Source organism: Aeromonas sp. Y311-2, from assembly GCF_027706025.1.
In the GTDB taxonomy this organism is placed as follows: Bacteria; Pseudomonadota; Gammaproteobacteria; order Enterobacterales; family Aeromonadaceae; genus Aeromonas; species Aeromonas veronii.
Map to the genome: position 1 here is coordinate 25,121 of NZ_JAPDCL010000008.1, position 15,584 is coordinate 40,704.

Sequence of the window (15,584 nt, forward strand, 5' to 3'; positions counted from 1 at the left end):
CAGTAGTGATAGAATGGGGCGCAACGGCGCCCCTTTCTTATGGTGGATGACATGCGTTTCAACTATTCCGACCTCAATCCCGACCTCATCATGGATGCGCTCGATCTCAGTGGCCTGCGGCTCGACTCCGGCCTTATCGAGCTCAACAGCTACGAAAACCGGGTCTACCAGTTTCAGGATGAGGATCGTCGCCGCTATGTGGTGAAGTTCTACCGTCCCGGCCGCTGGAGCCGGGCCCAGATCCTCGAGGAGCACGAGTTTGCCACCCGCCTTGCAGAGGCTGAGATCCCGGTCGCTGCACCGCTCGCCTTCGCGGGCGAGACCCTGCTGGAGCACGAGGGCTACCCCTTTGCCATCTGGCAGAGCGTCGGTGGCCGCCAGTTCGAGGTGGATAATCTCGACCAGCTTGAGTGGGTGGGGCGTTTCCTCGGTCGCATTCATCAGATCGGCGCCAGCAAGCCGTTTCACCATCGGGTGCGGCTCGATGTGGAGAGCATGCTGCACGAACCGCGTCAGCTGCTGGCGTCTGGCGAGTGGCTGCCAAGCGGGCTGGCGAAGCAATTCTTCGGGGTACTCGATGAGCTGATCAAGCATGTCAGCGACGCTATGACCCTGGATGTGGCGCAGATCTCCCTGCATGGCGACTGCCACCCGGGCAACATCCTCTGGCGCGATGGCCCCATGTTTGTCGACCTCGATGATTGCCGTACCGGCCCCGCGATTCAGGATCTTTGGATGATGCTGAGCGGCGAGCGCCACGAGCAGCAGATCCAGCTCGACACCCTGCTGGCGGGCTACGAGGAGTTTATGGAGTTCGACTCGCGGGAGCTGGCGCTGATCGAGCCGCTGCGGGCGATGCGCATCGTTCACTACATGGCGTGGCTGGCGCGGCGCTGGGAAGATCCCGCCTTCCCCCGTCACTTCCCCTGGTTCAATACCGATCACTACTGGCGTCAACAGATTGCGACCCTGCACGATCAGCTGGAGGCGCTCAAGGCGCCGCCGTTGACCCTGATGCCTGGGTGGTAACTTATCCGGCGGCCAGCAGATAGCCCCACCTTTGGCACGATCAGCTGGAGGCACTCAAGGCGCCACCGTTGAGCCTGATGCCAAACTGGTGAAATAGAAGGGATCTTGCGCGGCAAGGGGGACTCGATCTCCGGCCCTGACCATTGACGTCAGCATGGCGAAACAATAGGCTTGGCACTGCTTCGGTTCGCCGGGCGTGCCTCACAGTGATCCCTTAACAGGAAACATCATGAAAAAAGTTCTATTTTTCCTTGCTGCCATGCTGATGATCCCCATGGTTCACGCCGCCCCCGAGTTCAAGGAAGGCGTCAACTACGATGTGGTCAAACAGACTGGCAGTGCCCAGCCGGAAGTGATGGAGTTTTTCTCCTACTACTGCCCGCACTGCGCTACCTTCGAACCGATCGTTGAACAGTTGAAGGCCGGGTTGCCAGAGGGTGTGCCCCTCAAGAAGAACCCGGTTGCTTTCCTCGGTCGCGAGATGGGCCCCGAGATGCAGCGTGCCTACGCCGTTGCCAGCCTGCTCAACGCCGAAGCCAAGCTGACTCCGGCCATCTTCAACAAGATCCACACCCAGCGTCAGCCGCCGATGAGCCGTGACGATGTGAAGAAGATCTTCGTGGACAACGGCGTACCGGCTGAAGAGTTCGACGGTGCCGTCGACAGCTTCGCCGTCTCCGGCATGGTCTCCCAGTTCGATCGCAACACCGAGAGCTACAACATTCGCGGTGTACCGGCCTTCCTGGTGAACGGCAAGTACATGGTGAAGATTGAATCCATCACCTCTCAAGAGCAGTTCAACAAGCTGGTGCAGTTCCTGCTGGCCAAGAAAGACTGATACCCCTTGAGTCGATAAAAAGCCCGCCGGTGCGAACCGGCGGGCTTTTTGTTTTCTGGTGTTCGGGAAGATCAGACCCCGACGTGGAACGCCTGTTTGAGGTTGCGGATAAACTCCGCATCCCGGCAGAGGGTCTTGCCCGGGCTGTCGGAGATCTTGGCAACCGGGCCGCCATTGCACTCGATCAGCTTGAAGACGATGTTCATCGGGCTGACGCCGGGCAGATCGCAGGTGAGCTTGGTGCCGATGCCGAAGCTGGTATTGATGCGGCCACGGAAGTGGCGGAACAGCTGCACCGCCTTGTCGAGGTTGAGCCCGTCGGAGAAGACCAGGGTCTTGTCGGTGGGGTCGATGCCGAGGCGCTGATAGTGGCTGATCGCCTTCTCGCCCCACACTACGGGATCGCCGGAGTCGTGGCGCAAGCCCTGATAGCTGCTGGCCAGCTCGAAATCGAAGTCCCGCAGGAAGGCATCCATGGTAATGCAGTCGGTCAGGGCGATGCCGAGATGGTCGGTGAACTCGTCCAGCCAGCTGGTGAGGGCAGCGCGCTGGCTGTGCTCCAGCGGGAAGCCGAGCTGTTGGTGCGCCTGGAACCACTCATGGGCCTGGGTGCCGACCGCGGGCAGCTTGTACTTCTGGGCCAGCATGTAGTTGCTGGTGCCGCGAAACGCCGGCAGCCGCTCCTTGAGGCGACCCACTACCGCATCCTGTACCGCGTGAGAGAAGCGGCGGCGGGTGCCGAAGTCGATGAGGTTAAACTCGCTCATCTCGTCGCTGCTCAGCTCCTTCTCCAGCTTGTCGATCTTCTGATCGAGCCGCTCCAGCGCGTGGCTGACGCCGAACTGGGGATAGCGGAAGCGGTTGCGCATCTCGCTGATGATGGCGAGCACCGGGATCTCCCACAGGATCACATCCTGCCAGGGGCCCTCGACCCGCACATTGATGCGGCCATCCTGCTCGAACACCTTGAGCAGGGAGGCGTCGAGAGGCTTGCGGCGCAGGTGGTCGAGGTAGTCAGGAGTGAAGAAGGGACGCTCTGCCAGAAAATCGAGCTCTGGCCTAGTCAGTCGCAGGGAACCGGCGAGGCGCAGTTGCTCCTCGATCTGCCCCATCATGGGCAGCAGATCCTCTTCATTTCGGCTGTGAAACTCGGCCACCACCTCGGCATCCGGATAGCGATGGAACACCGCCTGCTGCATATGCAGCTTGTAGGCGTCGGTGTCGAGCAGGCTGGTGAGGATTGGGGGCATATCAGGCTCCTCGCAGACTGGTGAGCACGATGGCGCTCCCCTGCCGCATATGTAACGTGCAGGCATCGGTGTCGAGCAGGCTGGTAAGAATCGGTGGCATATCAGGCGTCCAGCAGGCGTTGTACATCGATCAGGGTCTGGGCCAGTTCGGCGCCAGCCTCAATCATCTGGGTGTGGGCGCTGGCAACCGTCGCGGGCGCGATGCCACGGCAGGCATCGAGATGGACGATCACCCGGAAACCGGCGCGGCGCAGTTGCAGCACGCTGGTTTTGACACAGTAGTCGGTGGCGAGGCCGCCGACCAGCACGGTATCGACCTGGCGGGCTTGCAGGAATTCGATGAGTCCGGTGCTGCGCCGTTCGGCCAGATCGTGGAAGCAGGTGCCGTAGGGATGGAGATCCGGCTCGACCCCCTTCCAGACGAAGAAGTCATAGTCGATGGGGGCGGGCAGGCCGTCGAGCAGCTCGAAGCCCTTGCTGCCCGGTACGCAGTGCACCGGCCAAGTGAGGTCGGCGTTGGGCAGATCCAGCGGCAGCAGCATGCCGGCGGGGTCAGAAACGGCCCAGTCGGCATTGGCGGGGTGAGAGTCCTTGCTGCCGATCCGCAGCGTGGCGAGGGTGGCCTGAGCGTTGAGCGCAGCCACAATATCATCACCGCCCGCGACGGGCAGTTCGTTCGGGCAGAGGGGGGTAAAGCCCTTCTGCGCATCAATATCCAGGCTGGCGACGGTTCCCATGATTGGCTCCTGCACATACTATTCGTGTGATATTATCTACCAAACATTAATGGAAGGCGAGCAGGGCGATCGGCATGCTGAGAATGAGTCTGGATATGGTGGTGCTGCGGTTGCATGAGGAGCGGCTCGAGCTGCTCCTCGAGACCCGCGATCGCCCCCCCTTTGCCCACTGCTGGCAACTGCCGGCGCTGCGCATCGACGAGACCCGGGATCGGGATCTGGATGCCGCCCAGCGCCGTCTGCTGGCGGAGTGGGGGCTTGGTCACTGCTACAGTGAGCAGGTCTGCACTCTCGGCAATCTGGAACGGGATCCCCGCGGCTGGTCCACGACCTTGGTCTATCTCTGCCTGGTGGATCCGGAAGTGGAAGCGATCCACGGCTGCTGGCATCCACTCGCCAACCTGCCGGGGCTGAGCCTCGCCTTCGACCATGTCCAGCTCATCGCCAAGGGGCTGGAGCGGCTGCGGATCAAGAGCCGCTACAGCACCCTGCCGCTGCAACTGCTGGGGCCCGAGTTCACCCTATCCGAGGTGCAACGTGCCTTCGAAATCATCCTGCAAACCCCCATGAATACGGCCGCCTTTCGCAAGCGGATCCATCGCGCCGACATTCTGGTGGATACCGGCCGCAAGCGCACCGGCAAACAGCGTCCTGCCATCCTCTACCGACTGGAGAGCCCCTGCTGCGTGATGTTCGATCAAGTGATGCACGGAGCGGAAGCATGAGTGAGACCGGCGTGCACAAGGTGCTGGTGAGTGCCTGCTTGCTGGGTCAGCCGGTGCGTTACGACGGTCAGAGCAAGGGGATTGTCAGCGACTGGCTGAGTGCGCTGGGTGCCGAGGGGCGGGCGCTGGCCTTCTGCCCCGAAGTGGCGGGCGGTCTGCCGACCCCACGCCCCCCTGCCGAGCGACAGGGCGAGCGCGTAGTGACGGCGAGCGGGCTGGATGTGACTGAAGAGTTTGATCGCGGCGCCGAGCTGGCGTTGGCTATTTGTCAGGCGCAGGGCATTCGCTTTGCCCTTCTGAAAGAGGGGAGCCCCTCATGTGGTAGCGGCCGTATCTATAACGGCCGCTTCGAAGGTGTTTCTGTGGCGGGCGAGGGCAAGACCACTGCCCTGCTGCGCCGCCACGGGATTGCAGTCTTTTCCGAAGATCAGTTGGCCGAGTTGGCCTCGGCACTCTCTTTGGATTCCTCCCCGGATTTGGCGGCAACTGGCAGCGGTGACTGACCGCTCTGCCACCCCTCCAGCACCTCGTCCTTCTCCTGCCAGCGCTGGTTTAGCCACTCCTGAAAACCGCGCTTGAACTGCTTGTCGTTGAAGTAATCTCCAATCAGCTGCTCATTCACCGGCAGCTCCTCAATCCGCACCTGAATGCGTTTTACCCGCCCCATCAGGAAGTCCTTGAACGGGGTCTCGGCGTTGTCCGGATAGCGGATGGTGACGTTGATCAGGCTGTCGAACTGCTCGCCCATGGCCGCCAGTGTAAAGGCCAGTCCTGCCGCCTTGGGCGGCATCAGGTGACGATAGCGGGAGCGGGCCGCATCCCGTTTCTGCTCGGTGAAGCGGGTTCCTTCCACGAAGTTGATGACGGTAGTGGGGATGTGGCGAAACTTCTCGCAGGCGTTGCGGGTGGTCTCGATATCCTTGCCGCGCAGATGGGGATTTCTTAACAGAAACTCTCTCGAATAGCGGCGCATAAAGGGCATATCGAGCCCCCAGCAGGCGAGCCCCAGCAGCGGGATGTAGATGAGCTCGTGTTTCATGAAGAACTTGGGCACCGGCAGCCTATCGCGGAACAGGTGGCCGAGCACCACGATATCGGTCCAGCTCATATGGTTGCTGATGATGAGATACCAGCCATCCTTGCGCAGCTTGGTATTGTCCTCCACCTGCCAGTCAATGCGGGTGGTGAGGCGGATCACCAGCGCATTGCAGGCCAGCCACAGACGCATGAAGCGGTTGTTGAGGCGGCTGCAGGCGCGGCCAAAGGCCGGGATCGGCAGTACTAGTTTGGCCAGCGACACCAGCAGGATCAGGCTGGCGCACAAGGCGGTGAAAAGGATGGTCAGGCCCGCGCTGATGATCAGCACCAGCGGGCCGGGAAGCAGGGATAGCATGAATGTTTACTGCGCCTTGGTTGCCAGCAGTTGGCTCAGGGTCTGGTCCTTTTCGTGCCAGATCCCGTTCAACCACTGTTGAAACTCTTGTTGGAACTCGGGGTCATTGAAGTAATCCCCCACCAGCTTGCGGTCGATCGGCAAATAGCGGACCTGAACCTTGATTTGCCCGACCCGGCCACACATGAAGTCCCAGTAGCTGGGGATGCCGTCCGGATAGGCGATGGTGACATCCACCAATTGATGCAACTGATCACCCATGGCGGCCAGAGTAAAGGCGATGCCCCCCGCTTTCGGGAGCAGCAGATGACGATAGGGCGAGCCCTGCTTCTGATGCTTGCTGCCGGTGAAGCGGGTGCCTTCGACGAAGTTCATCACACTCACCGGAATGTAGCGGAACCTGGCGCAGGCCTTACGGGTCGTTTCAATGTCTTTTCCCTTCAGATGGGGATGTTTTTCCAGAAATTTTCTGGAATATCGCCGCATGAAGGGGAAGTCGAGCGCCCACCATGCCAGACCGAGAAAAGGTACCCAAATCAGCTCTTTCTTGAGGAAAAACTTCAGGAAGGGAATTTTTTGGTTAAAAACCCGCTGCAGTACCAGTATGTCGACCCAGGATTGATGGTTGGCAATCACCATATACCACTCATTCCGGCGCCCTTTGTCCACTCCGACCACATCGAAAGGGGTTCTGATGATGGTTTTCTGGATCAGATTGTTGAAACCGATCCAGCAGCTGGCACAGCCATCCAGCAACCAGTTGCAGAGGGTACGCCACCCCTTAAGGGGGAGCAGAAGTTTGAGCAGACCCAGCGAAAAGATGGGGATAAACCAGAAGAGGGTGTTGAAAAAATAGAGCAGGGTGGAGAGGCTGCCGCGCAGTCGCTCTGTCAGCTTGTTGGGCATGAGTCGGGTCCGTCTTGCTGTCGATAAAGGGCCATCAAGTGGTCAGATCTGTGGCCATAATATCAGCCGATTGCCCGTGAGACCATTCAGAGCCGATACGGAGTCGGACTCACCCTTTTCCCTCCTGTCAGCTGCTGCGCAGTCGCGACAGCAGCCGGTCCATGGCGCGATAACCGAGCGCCTCGATAAGATGCTCCTTGCTGATGGCGTGTTGCCCGGCCAGATCGGCGATGGTGCGTGACACCCGCAGGATGCGATGCCAGGCCCGGATGCTGAGCCCCAGCTTCTGGATGGCGTTCTCCAAAAATTCGGCATCTTGCGGTGATAAGCGGCAAATATCCTCTATCTCACGGCTATCCAGTAGATTGTTGAGTTTGCCATTGCGGCTCAGCATGCGCTCTCGCGCTGCCAGCACCCGATCGCGGATCTGCTGGCTCGACTCCCCCCGCTCCGCCTTGCCGGTCAGGCTCCCCTTGGGCAGCAGCGGCACCTCAACTGTCAGGTCGAAGCGGTCGAGAAAGGGGCCGGAGAGCTTGCCGAGGTAGCGCAAGATCTGATCCGGGCTGGAGCGGGTCTGCCCATCTCCATAGTGGCCGCAGGGGCTGGGATTCATGGCACCGACCAGCTGGAAGCGGGCGGGAAAATCCACCTGCCGGGCGGCCCGGCTGATGGTGATGTGGCCCGTCTCCAGCGGCTCGCGCAGGGAGTCGAGCACCTTGCGCTCGAACTCTGGCAATTCATCCAAAAACAGCACCCCGTTGTGGGCCAACGATATTTCGCCGGGCCTTGGGTGGCTGCCGCCGCCCACCAGCGCCACCGCCGAGGCACTGTGGTGGGGGGTGCGATAGGGTCTGTGGTGCCAGTGGCCGGCGCGTGGAGTGAGGCCGCCGATGGAGTGGATGGCGGCGGTCTGCTGCGCTTCCTGCTCGCTGAGCGGCGGCAGAATGCCGGGCAGACGGCTGGCCAACATGCTCTTGCCGGTGCCGGGCGGGCCGATGAACAGCAGGTTGTGACTGCCGGCGGCGGCGATCTCCAGCGCCCGCTTGGCCTGAGACTGGCCGATCACATCCTGCAGATCCGGCACATCGGGCAGGCTCTCCGCGCTTTGGGAATCCGGCAGCGGCAGTTCGTACTGGCCGGCCAGCCAGGCGGTGACGGCCAGCAACTGGTGGGCGGTGCGCACCTCGGCATCCTGAATGAGAGAGGCTTCCGGGCCGTTCTCTCGCGGTACCAGCAGGGTGCGCCCCGCATCCCGGCAGGCGAGTACGGCAGGCAGTACGCCGAGCACGGGACGAATTTCGCCGGTCAGGGCCAACTCCCCCAAAAATTCGTGATCGAGCAGGTATTTTGCGGGTATCTGCTTGGAAGCGGCGAGAATGCCGATGGCGATGGCCAGATCGAAGCGGCCCCCCTCCTTGGGCAGATCGGCGGGGGCCAGATTGACCGTGATGTGTTTGCTCGGGAACTCGAAATTGCCGTTGAGCAGGGCGCTGCGCACCCGATCCCGCGACTCCTTCACCGAGGTTTCTGGCAGGCCGACCATGTTGAAGGCGGGCAGGCCGTTGGAGAGGTGAACTTCCACTGTAACTTGCGGGGCCGCGATCCCGAGGCTGGCACGGCTATAAACCACAGCTAATGACATAAATCCCGTCCTTGAGTTGATATATGTTCTGACTAACTGCTTGTTGTTGGTTTTTTATTCCAGAGTTCCGGCTGAGGAATAGCCAAAATCAGTGGGTTGTCACAGAAAAAAGGCTTGCCCAATAAAAATCACCGTGCTAGTTCTAATAGCCATTCGCGGTAGAAACCGCCCCAATTTCACAGGGTTTCCGGTTGTAACTATGAACATGGCCTTCCGTTTCGTCAGCATTATTGTGGTCCTAGTGGTGATTATTATCTCACCGCTCGGGGCTCGTTTAGCTGCACGGAACAAGGGATAGACCCACCACCGGACAGAACGAAACAAGCGACCCCCGAGCCTCACAGCTCGGGGGTTTTTTTTCGACCAAAGGACAGGATTTTCCACATGAACGGCGCGCAGTTTTTGGTACAGGCTCTCAAGAAACAGGGGGTGACCCAGGTGTTTGGTTACCCGGGCGGGGCCATCATGCCGGTCTACGATGCCCTGTATGACGGTGGTCTGGCCCATCAGCTCTGCCGCCACGAGCAGGGCGCCGCCATAGCGGCGGTGGGTTATGCCCGCGCCTCCGGTCAGGTGGGAGTCTGCATTGCCACCTCCGGCCCCGGAGCTACCAATCTGGTAACCGGTCTGGCGGAGGCTCTGCTCGATTCGGTGCCGCTGGTGGCCATCAGTGGACAGGTGCCCTGTTCCGCCATCGGCACCGATGCGTTTCAGGAGGTCGACGTGCTCGGCATGTCCCTCTCCTGCACCAAGCACTCCTTCATGGTGACCGATGCCGCCGATCTGGGGCGGGTGCTGGCAGAAGCTTTCGCCATCGCCACCGAAGGGCGCCCCGGCCCTGTGCTGATTGATCTCCCCAAGGATGTGCAGCTGGCCGCCGTGCCGCCCCAGAGCCCGCTGTTTGCGGTGGAGGAGCCCGAGCATCTCAATCCGGCCGAGCTGACGGCCGCCCGCACCCTGCTGGCCGCCGCCGAGCGTCCGGTGCTCTACGTTGGTGGCGGAGTGGGCATGGCCAATGCCGAGCAGCAGTTGCGTGACTTTGCTGCCGCAACCGGCATGCCTGCGGTCACCACCCTCAAGGGGATTGGCGCGCTCGATCCTGACAGCCCTGTTTATCTGGGTATGCTCGGCATGCACGGCACCAAGGCGGCCAACTATGCGGTGCAGCAGTGCGACTTGCTGGTGGTGGTGGGTGCCCGTTTCGATGATCGGGTGACCGGCAAGCTGGAGGAGTTTGCCCCCGAGGCCAAGGTGATCCATCTCGATGTGGATGCCGCCGAGTTCGGCAAGCGCCGCGCCGCCGAGGTGGGGATCACCACGGATCTCAAACAGGTGTTGCCGCACCTCGCCATGACTCTCGACATCGCCCCCTGGCGTGAGCACTGCGCCGCCATGGCCCGCGAATATGCGTTTCGCTACGACCACCCGGGGCAGGCCATTTACGCTCCGGCGCTGCTCAAGCAGCTATCTGCCAAGTTGCCGGAGACCAGCGTGGTCGCCTGCGACGTGGGTCAGCACCAGATGTGGGTAGCCCAGCATATGCGCTTCACCAGCCCGCGCAACCACCTCTCCAGCGCCGGTCTCGGCACCATGGGGTTTGGTTTGCCCGCCGCCATCGGCGCCAAGATGTCGCGCCCGGAGGATGAAGTGGTGCTGGTGAGTGGTGATGGCTCCTTCATGATGAACGTGCAGGAGCTCGGCACCATCCGCCGGGCCCAGCTCAAGGTGAAGATGGTGCTACTGGATAACCAGCGCCTCGGCATGGTGCGCCAGTGGCAGGAGCTGTTTTTCGACGGCCGCTACAGCGAGACCATCCTCTCCGACAACCCAGATTTCGTCGCCCTGGCTGCCGCCTTCGGTATTCCGGGCGAGACCATCACATGCAAGGAGCAGATAGCCGGTGCCCTCGATCGCCTGCTGGCAAGCGAGAGTGCCTACCTGCTGCATGTGGCTATTTCAGAGGAAGAAAACGTCTGGCCCCTGGTTCCGCCGGGAGTCGCCAACCACCAGATGATGGAGCAACGCCCATGAACCCGCACACCCTTGCACAACCAGCATTTGCACAGCACACCCTGCATATCCACGCCCAGCCCAGACCGGAAGTGATGGAGCGGGTGCTGCGGGTGGTGCGTCACCGCGGCTTCAATCTATGTGCCTTGAATATGGAGCAGGATTGCCAACAGCTGCGGATCACGGTTACTGTCGAGTCGGTGCGTCCCATCCAGCAGTTGTGGAGCCAGCTGGTGAAGCTGGTGGACGTCTCCCGGGTCGATGCACTGGAACAGCAACCCCGGATCAGAGCTTAAGGAGCCAAGCCAATGTCACAGCCTTCCCAATCCGCCACTCACCCCCAATACATCTGGTTCAACGGCAAACTGGTGCCCTGGCAAGATGCCCAGGTGCACGTGATGAGCCACGCCCTGCACTACGGCTCCTCGGTGTTCGAGGGGGTACGCGCCTACGATACCCCCAAAGGCACCTGCATCTTCCGTCTGCAGGAGCACACTCGCCGCCTGTTCGACTCCGCCAAGATCTACTGGATGGACGTCCCCTACAGCGAGTCCGACGTGAATGAAGCCTGCCGCACCGTGGTGCGCGAGAACGGCCTGAAGAGCGGCTACCTGCGCCCGCTGGCCTTTGTCGGCAACGTGGGGCTGGGGCTGCATCCGCCGCTGGATGCCAAGGCCGACCTGATGGTGGCCGCCTTGCCGTGGGGCGCCTATCTGGGGGAGGAGGGGCTGAAAAACGGGGTAGATGTGTGCGTCACCTCCTGGAACCGGCTCGCTCCCAACACCATTCCCACCGGCGCCAAGGCGGGCGGCAACTATTTGTCATCCCAGCTGATCAGCCGCGAGGCCAAGCGCAACGGCTTTGCCGAGGGGCTGGCGCTGGATGTGAACGGCTACCTGAGCGAAGGGGCGGGGGAGAACCTGTTTCTGGTGAAGAACGGCGTGCTGTTCACCCCGCCTGCTACCGCCGCCATCCTGCCCGGCATCACCCGTGACACCATCATGACGCTGGCCCGCGATCTGGGTTACGAGGTGCGCGAGCAGGCGCTACCCCGTGAGGCGCTGTATGTTGCAGACGAGATCTTCATGACCGGCACCGCCGCCGAAGTGACGCCGGTGCGCTCCGTCGATCGGATGAAGGTAGGGACTGGCAGCCGTGGCCCGGTGACCGAGCAGCTGCAGAACGCCTTCTTCGGCCTGTTCAATGGCAAGACCAAGGACAAGTGGGGCTGGCTGACGCCAGTCAACGACTGATAAGAGAGGGGAGGCGCTGTGCCTCCCCGAGTCGCTTCCGGTGAGCGCTTCCCAGAGGAGTGCTCACCAGGATCGATTGCGATCCACTCGTATCATCACCGCATAACGCATCGAGCCCATATGGGCATTCAGGGAGTAGAGACAATGCCGAAGTTGAGATCCGCCACCACCACCCACGGACGTAACATGGCCGGGGCCCGCGCCCTGTGGCGTGCCACCGGAATGACCGATCAGGATTTCGGCAAACCCATCATCGCCGTGGTCAACTCCTTCACCCAGTTTGTGCCGGGCCACGTCCATCTCAAGGACTTGGGGCAACTGGTGGCGCGCGAGATCGAAGCTGCGGGCGGCGTCGCCAAAGAGTTCAACACCATCGCCGTGGATGACGGCATCGCCATGGGCCACGGCGGCATGCTCTACTCCCTGCCGTCGCGCGAGCTGATCGCCGACTCGGTGGAGTACATGGTCAACGCCCACTGCGCCGACGCTATGGTCTGCATCTCCAACTGCGACAAGATCACCCCGGGGATGCTGATGGCCGCCCTGCGCATCAATATCCCGGTGATCTTCGTCTCCGGCGGCCCGATGGAAGCGGGCAAGACCAAGCTCTCTGACCAGATCATCAAGCTGGATCTGGTAGACGCCATGATCCAGGGCGCCGATCCCAAGGTGTCCGACGCCCAGAGCGAACAGGTGGAGCGCAGTGCCTGCCCCACCTGTGGCTCCTGCTCCGGCATGTTTACCGCCAACTCCATGAACTGTCTGACCGAGGCGCTCGGCCTTTCCCAGCCGGGCAACGGCTCCATGCTGGCAACCCACGCCGATCGCGAGCAGCTGTTCAAGCTGGCGGGCCAGCGCATCGTGACTTTGGCCAAGCGCTGGTATGAGCAGGATGACGAGACCGCCCTGCCGCGCAACATCGCCACCAAGGCGGCGTTCGAAAACGCCATGGCGTTGGATATCGCCATGGGCGGCTCCACCAATACCGTGCTGCACCTGTTGGCGGCGGCGCAGGAGGCTGGCGTCGACTTCACCATGGCCGATATCGACCGCATGTCCCGCAAGGTGCCCCAGCTGTGCAAGGTGGCGCCCTCCACCCAGAAATACCATATGGAAGATGTGCACCGCGCCGGTGGCGTGGTCGCCATTCTGGGCCAGCTGGAAAAAGCGGGTCTGGTGCATGGGGATACCCGTACCGTGCTGGGTTGCTCCCTTGTCGAGCAGCTCAATGAATATGACGTCAGCCGCCAGCCCAGTCAGGAGGTGGTGGACTTCTACCGCGCCGGCCCTGCCGGCATCCGCACCACCAAAGCGTTCAGTCAGGATTGCCGCTGGCCGGAGCTGGATCTGGACCGCGCCGAGGGCTGCATCCGCTCGCTGGATAACGCCTACAGCCAGGAGGGCGGCCTTGCCGTGCTTTCCGGCAACCTCGCGGTCAACGGTGCCATCGTCAAGACTGCCGGGGTGGATGAGGAGAACCTCACTTTCCGTGGCCCGGCCCGGGTATTCGAGAGTCAGGAGAGCGCGGTGAACGGTATCCTCGACGGCACAGTGAAAGCGGGCGAGGTGGTGGTGATCCGCTACGAAGGGCCGAAAGGGGGCCCGGGCATGCAGGAGATGCTCTACCCCACCACTTATCTCAAGTCCATGGGGCTCGGCAAGGTGTGCGCCCTGATCACCGATGGTCGCTTCTCCGGCGGAACTTCGGGTCTCTCCATCGGCCACGTCTCGCCGGAGGCCGCTTCCGGCGGCACCATCGGTCTGGTGGAGGATGGCGACATCATCAGCATCAACATCCCGGCCCGCAGCATGGTGCTGGAGGTGGCCGACAGCGTGCTGGCTGCCCGCCGCGTCGCCGTGGAAGCCCGTGGCTGGAAGCCGCTCGATCGTCAGCGTCAGGTCTCCTTTGCCCTGCGCGCCTATGCCATGTTCGCCACCAGCGCCGATAAAGGCGCGGTGCGCGATCGCTCAATGCTGGGGGAATAAATCATGGTCTCTGCGGCGGATTATCTACGCAAGGTGTTGCTCTCTCCCGTCTACGAGGCGGCGCGGGTCACCCCCTTGCAAACCCTGAAGAAACTCTCCGAGCGGCTCGGCAACCACGTCAGCCTGAAGCGGGAGGATCTGCAACCGGTCCACTCCTTCAAGCTGCGCGGCGCCTATCACAAGATCGCTACCCTGACTGAGGAGCAGAAGGCGCGCGGCGTTATCGCCGCCTCTGCTGGCAACCACGCGCAGGGGGTCGCCCTGTCGGCCGCCAAGCTCGGCATCAAGGCGATCATCGTGATGCCCAAGACCACGCCGGATATCAAGATCGACGCGGTGCGCCGTCAGGGCGGCAACGTCATGCTGTTTGGCAACAGTTTCGACGAGGCCTATGGCGAGAGTCGCCGCCTTGCGGAACTGGAGGGGTACACCCTGATCCCGCCGTTTGACGACGTCGAGGTGATCGCCGGGCAGGGCACCATCGGCAAGGAGCTGCTGGAGCAGGATACCCACCTCACCCACGTGTTCGTGCCGGTGGGGGGCGGCGGGTTGGCCGCCGGGGTGGCGGTCTATATCAAGCAGCTGCTGCCGGATGTGAAGGTGATCGGGGTGGAGGCGGAAGGCTCCGCCTGTCTCAAGGCGGCCATGGCTGCTGGCGAGCCGGTCAATCTGGAGCGGGTCTCGCTGTTTGCGGACGGGGTGGCGGTCAAGCGCATCGGCGAGGAGACCTTCCGCCTGTGCAACCAGTATCTGGACGAGGTGGTGACCGTTTCCAACGATCAGATCTGCGCCGCACTGAAAGACATCTTCGACGACTGCCGCGCCATTGCCGAGCCGTCGGGCGCCCTGTCGCTGGCGGGCCTCAAGGCCTACAGCGAGCGGGAGCAGGTCAAAGGGGGGCGGATGGCGGCCATTCTGTCCGGCGCCAACGTCAACTTCCACAGCCTGCGCTACGTGTCGGAGCGCTGCGAGATTGGCGAGAAGCGCGAGGGCATGCTGGCGGTGACCATCCCCGAGCGTAAGGGGGCCTTCCTCGACTTCTGCCGTCAGCTTGGCCCCCGCATGGTGACCGAGTTCAACTACCGCTATGCGGATGCCGAGCAGGCGTCGCTGTTTGTCTCGGTGCGGCTCACCGGCGGTGACGAGGAGCTGGGTCAGATCATCGATCAACTCGGCGGCAACGGCTACCCGGTGGTAAACATGACCGAGAGCGAGCTGGCCAAGAACCACGTGCGTTACATGATTGGCGGCCGCCCGGCCCGGCCCCTTGGTGAACGGCTCTACAGCTTCAAGTTTCCGGAGCAGCCGGGCGCCCTGATGCGCTTCCTCGAGACTCTGGGCTGTCGCTGGAACATCAGCCTGTTCCACTACCGCAACCACGGTGCTGACTACGGCCGGGTGCTCTGCGCCTTCGAGCTGCCGGATGAAGACGTGGCAGCCTTCCACGACTACCTGCGCGAGATTGGCTACGGCTGGAAAGAGGTGAGCGACGACCCCGCCTATCGGCTGTTTCTGGCCAGTTGAGCAAGGGGGGCTTCAACAACTCATCAGGAGGGAGGCATTATGCCTCCCTTTTCTATTGCTGCGTGTGGATAGGTCCACTCCATACGACGCAACGTCATGGTTTAACTGGCAAAACAGTGTGAATAGGTACACAGGTGATTTTTACGCCGGATATTGCTGGCAAGCTCACACTCCTGATGGCTTGGTCATTTGAGGCTGCGTTCGGATGGGATACCCTGAATAGCGGAGAGGCCGCCTGACGGCTTCACACAGGGAAAGTGCGCACTCAGGCGCCCATAACGACTTATTGCA

14 protein-coding genes are annotated in these 15,584 nt (G+C 62.0%); 9 read left to right on the forward strand and 5 right to left on the reverse strand.

Annotated features, from left to right (window positions below; all coding sequences use genetic code 11):
• Window positions 1–39 precede the first annotated feature (39 nt).
• Together OKC42_RS09520 and OKC42_RS09525 are read left to right on the forward strand one after the other, a co-directional pair.
• A complete protein-coding gene (locus tag OKC42_RS09520) occupies window positions 40–1,029 on the forward strand; it encodes a serine/threonine protein kinase (RefSeq protein ID WP_075111952.1) in 990 nt (329 codons plus the stop codon).
• Between the two features lie 229 nt (window positions 1,030–1,258).
• Window positions 1,259–1,867 carry a thiol:disulfide interchange protein DsbA/DsbL gene (locus OKC42_RS09525; protein ID WP_005356138.1) on the forward strand — a complete coding sequence of 203 codons (609 nt, stop codon included), beginning with the start codon at window positions 1,259–1,261 and terminating at the stop codon, window positions 1,865–1,867.
• 71 nt (window positions 1,868–1,938) lie between these two features.
• Here OKC42_RS09525 and pncB read toward each other — a convergent pair whose 3' ends face one another.
• Together pncB and OKC42_RS09535 are read right to left on the reverse strand one after the other, a co-directional pair.
• Complete coding sequence (gene pncB / locus OKC42_RS09530) at window positions 1,939–3,117, reverse strand: nicotinate phosphoribosyltransferase (protein ID WP_005342020.1); 1,179 nt, start codon at window positions 3,115–3,117, stop codon at window positions 1,939–1,941.
• Between the two features lie 101 nt (window positions 3,118–3,218).
• Window positions 3,219–3,854 (reverse strand): nicotinamidase, encoded by a 636-nt coding sequence (locus tag OKC42_RS09535; RefSeq protein ID WP_005356142.1) that lies wholly within the window; start codon window positions 3,852–3,854, stop codon window positions 3,219–3,221.
• A 74-nt stretch (window positions 3,855–3,928) separates the two neighbouring features.
• On the opposite strand from OKC42_RS09535, the gene OKC42_RS09540 reads away from it, so the two are divergent.
• The gene (locus tag OKC42_RS09540) at window positions 3,929–4,579 is read left to right on the forward strand and encodes an NUDIX hydrolase (protein ID WP_005339607.1); all 651 of its coding nucleotides are present in this window, start codon (window positions 3,929–3,931) and stop codon (window positions 4,577–4,579) included.
• Window positions 4,576–5,082 (forward strand): DUF523 domain-containing protein, encoded by a 507-nt coding sequence (locus OKC42_RS09545; RefSeq protein ID WP_127007189.1) that lies wholly within the window; start codon window positions 4,576–4,578, stop codon window positions 5,080–5,082. Before OKC42_RS09540 ends, OKC42_RS09545 begins: the two co-directional genes overlap by 4 nt.
• On the opposite strand, the gene OKC42_RS09550 is transcribed toward OKC42_RS09545, so the two are convergent.
• From OKC42_RS09550 to OKC42_RS09560, 3 genes are all read right to left on the reverse strand, one after another.
• The gene (locus OKC42_RS09550; protein ID WP_058056256.1) at window positions 5,007–5,972 is read right to left on the reverse strand and encodes an acyltransferase; all 966 of its coding nucleotides are present in this window, start codon (window positions 5,970–5,972) and stop codon (window positions 5,007–5,009) included. The genes OKC42_RS09545 and OKC42_RS09550 overlap by 76 nt on opposite strands.
• A 6-nt stretch (window positions 5,973–5,978) precedes the next feature.
• Window positions 5,979–6,878 carry an acyltransferase gene (locus OKC42_RS09555; protein WP_270819556.1) on the reverse strand — a complete coding sequence of 300 codons (900 nt, stop codon included), beginning with the start codon at window positions 6,876–6,878 and terminating at the stop codon, window positions 5,979–5,981.
• A 127-nt stretch (window positions 6,879–7,005) separates the two neighbouring features.
• Entirely contained in the window at window positions 7,006–8,520 is a 1,515-nt protein-coding gene (locus OKC42_RS09560) for a YifB family Mg chelatase-like AAA ATPase (RefSeq protein WP_270819557.1), read from the reverse strand.
• Window positions 8,521–8,904: 384 nt separating this feature from the next.
• Here OKC42_RS09560 and ilvG point away from each other — a divergent pair, with 384 nt between their 5' ends.
• The 5 genes from ilvG to ilvA all read left to right on the forward strand — a co-directional run bounded on the left by ilvG (window position 8,905) and on the right by ilvA (window position 15,293).
• Window positions 8,905–10,551, forward strand: coding sequence for an acetolactate synthase 2 catalytic subunit (ilvG, locus tag OKC42_RS09565; RefSeq protein WP_270819559.1), 1,647 nt, complete (start codon window positions 8,905–8,907; stop codon window positions 10,549–10,551).
• Entirely contained in the window at window positions 10,548–10,826 is a 279-nt protein-coding gene (ilvM, locus tag OKC42_RS09570) for an acetolactate synthase 2 small subunit (RefSeq protein ID WP_005342011.1), read from the forward strand. Before ilvG ends, ilvM begins: the two co-directional genes overlap by 4 nt.
• A 12-nt stretch (window positions 10,827–10,838) precedes the next feature.
• Window positions 10,839–11,783 carry a branched-chain amino acid transaminase gene (locus OKC42_RS09575; RefSeq protein WP_270819561.1) on the forward strand — a complete coding sequence of 315 codons (945 nt, stop codon included), beginning with the start codon at window positions 10,839–10,841 and terminating at the stop codon, window positions 11,781–11,783.
• A 144-nt stretch (window positions 11,784–11,927) separates the two neighbouring features.
• Window positions 11,928–13,769 (forward strand): dihydroxy-acid dehydratase, encoded by a 1,842-nt coding sequence (gene ilvD / locus OKC42_RS09580; protein ID WP_270819562.1) that lies wholly within the window; start codon window positions 11,928–11,930, stop codon window positions 13,767–13,769.
• Window positions 13,770–13,772: 3 nt separating this feature from the next.
• The gene (gene ilvA, locus OKC42_RS09585) at window positions 13,773–15,293 is read left to right on the forward strand and encodes a threonine ammonia-lyase, biosynthetic (RefSeq protein WP_129504931.1); all 1,521 of its coding nucleotides are present in this window, start codon (window positions 13,773–13,775) and stop codon (window positions 15,291–15,293) included.
• The last annotated feature ends 291 nt before the right edge of the window (window positions 15,294–15,584 follow it).

Bases quoted from the DNA above. Each gene is read 5' to 3' on its own strand.
- OKC42_RS09575 (WP_270819561.1), top strand. From the start codon at position 10,839: ATGTCACAGCCTTCCCAATCCGCCACTCACCCCCAATACATCTGGTTC.
- OKC42_RS09525 (WP_005356138.1), top strand. From the start codon at position 1,259: ATGAAAAAAGTTCTATTTTTCCTTGCTGCCATGCTGATGATCCCCATG.
- pncB (WP_005342020.1), bottom strand. From the start codon at position 3,117: ATGCCCCCAATCCTCACCAGCCTGCTCGACACCGACGCCTACAAGCTG.
- ilvM (WP_005342011.1), top strand. From the start codon at position 10,548: ATGAACCCGCACACCCTTGCACAACCAGCATTTGCACAGCACACCCTG.
- OKC42_RS09540 (WP_005339607.1), top strand. From the start codon at position 3,929: ATGCTGAGAATGAGTCTGGATATGGTGGTGCTGCGGTTGCATGAGGAG.
- ilvD (WP_270819562.1), top strand. From the start codon at position 11,928: ATGCCGAAGTTGAGATCCGCCACCACCACCCACGGACGTAACATGGCC.
- OKC42_RS09545 (WP_127007189.1), top strand. From the start codon at position 4,576: ATGAGTGAGACCGGCGTGCACAAGGTGCTGGTGAGTGCCTGCTTGCTG.
- OKC42_RS09535 (WP_005356142.1), bottom strand. From the start codon at position 3,854: ATGGGAACCGTCGCCAGCCTGGATATTGATGCGCAGAAGGGCTTTACC.
- OKC42_RS09550 (WP_058056256.1), bottom strand. From the start codon at position 5,972: ATGCTATCCCTGCTTCCCGGCCCGCTGGTGCTGATCATCAGCGCGGGC.
- OKC42_RS09520 (WP_075111952.1), top strand. From the start codon at position 40: ATGGTGGATGACATGCGTTTCAACTATTCCGACCTCAATCCCGACCTC.
- ilvA (WP_129504931.1), top strand. From the start codon at position 13,773: ATGGTCTCTGCGGCGGATTATCTACGCAAGGTGTTGCTCTCTCCCGTC.
- OKC42_RS09555 (WP_270819556.1), bottom strand. From the start codon at position 6,878: ATGCCCAACAAGCTGACAGAGCGACTGCGCGGCAGCCTCTCCACCCTG.
- OKC42_RS09560 (WP_270819557.1), bottom strand. From the start codon at position 8,520: ATGTCATTAGCTGTGGTTTATAGCCGTGCCAGCCTCGGGATCGCGGCC.
- ilvG (WP_270819559.1), top strand. From the start codon at position 8,905: ATGAACGGCGCGCAGTTTTTGGTACAGGCTCTCAAGAAACAGGGGGTG.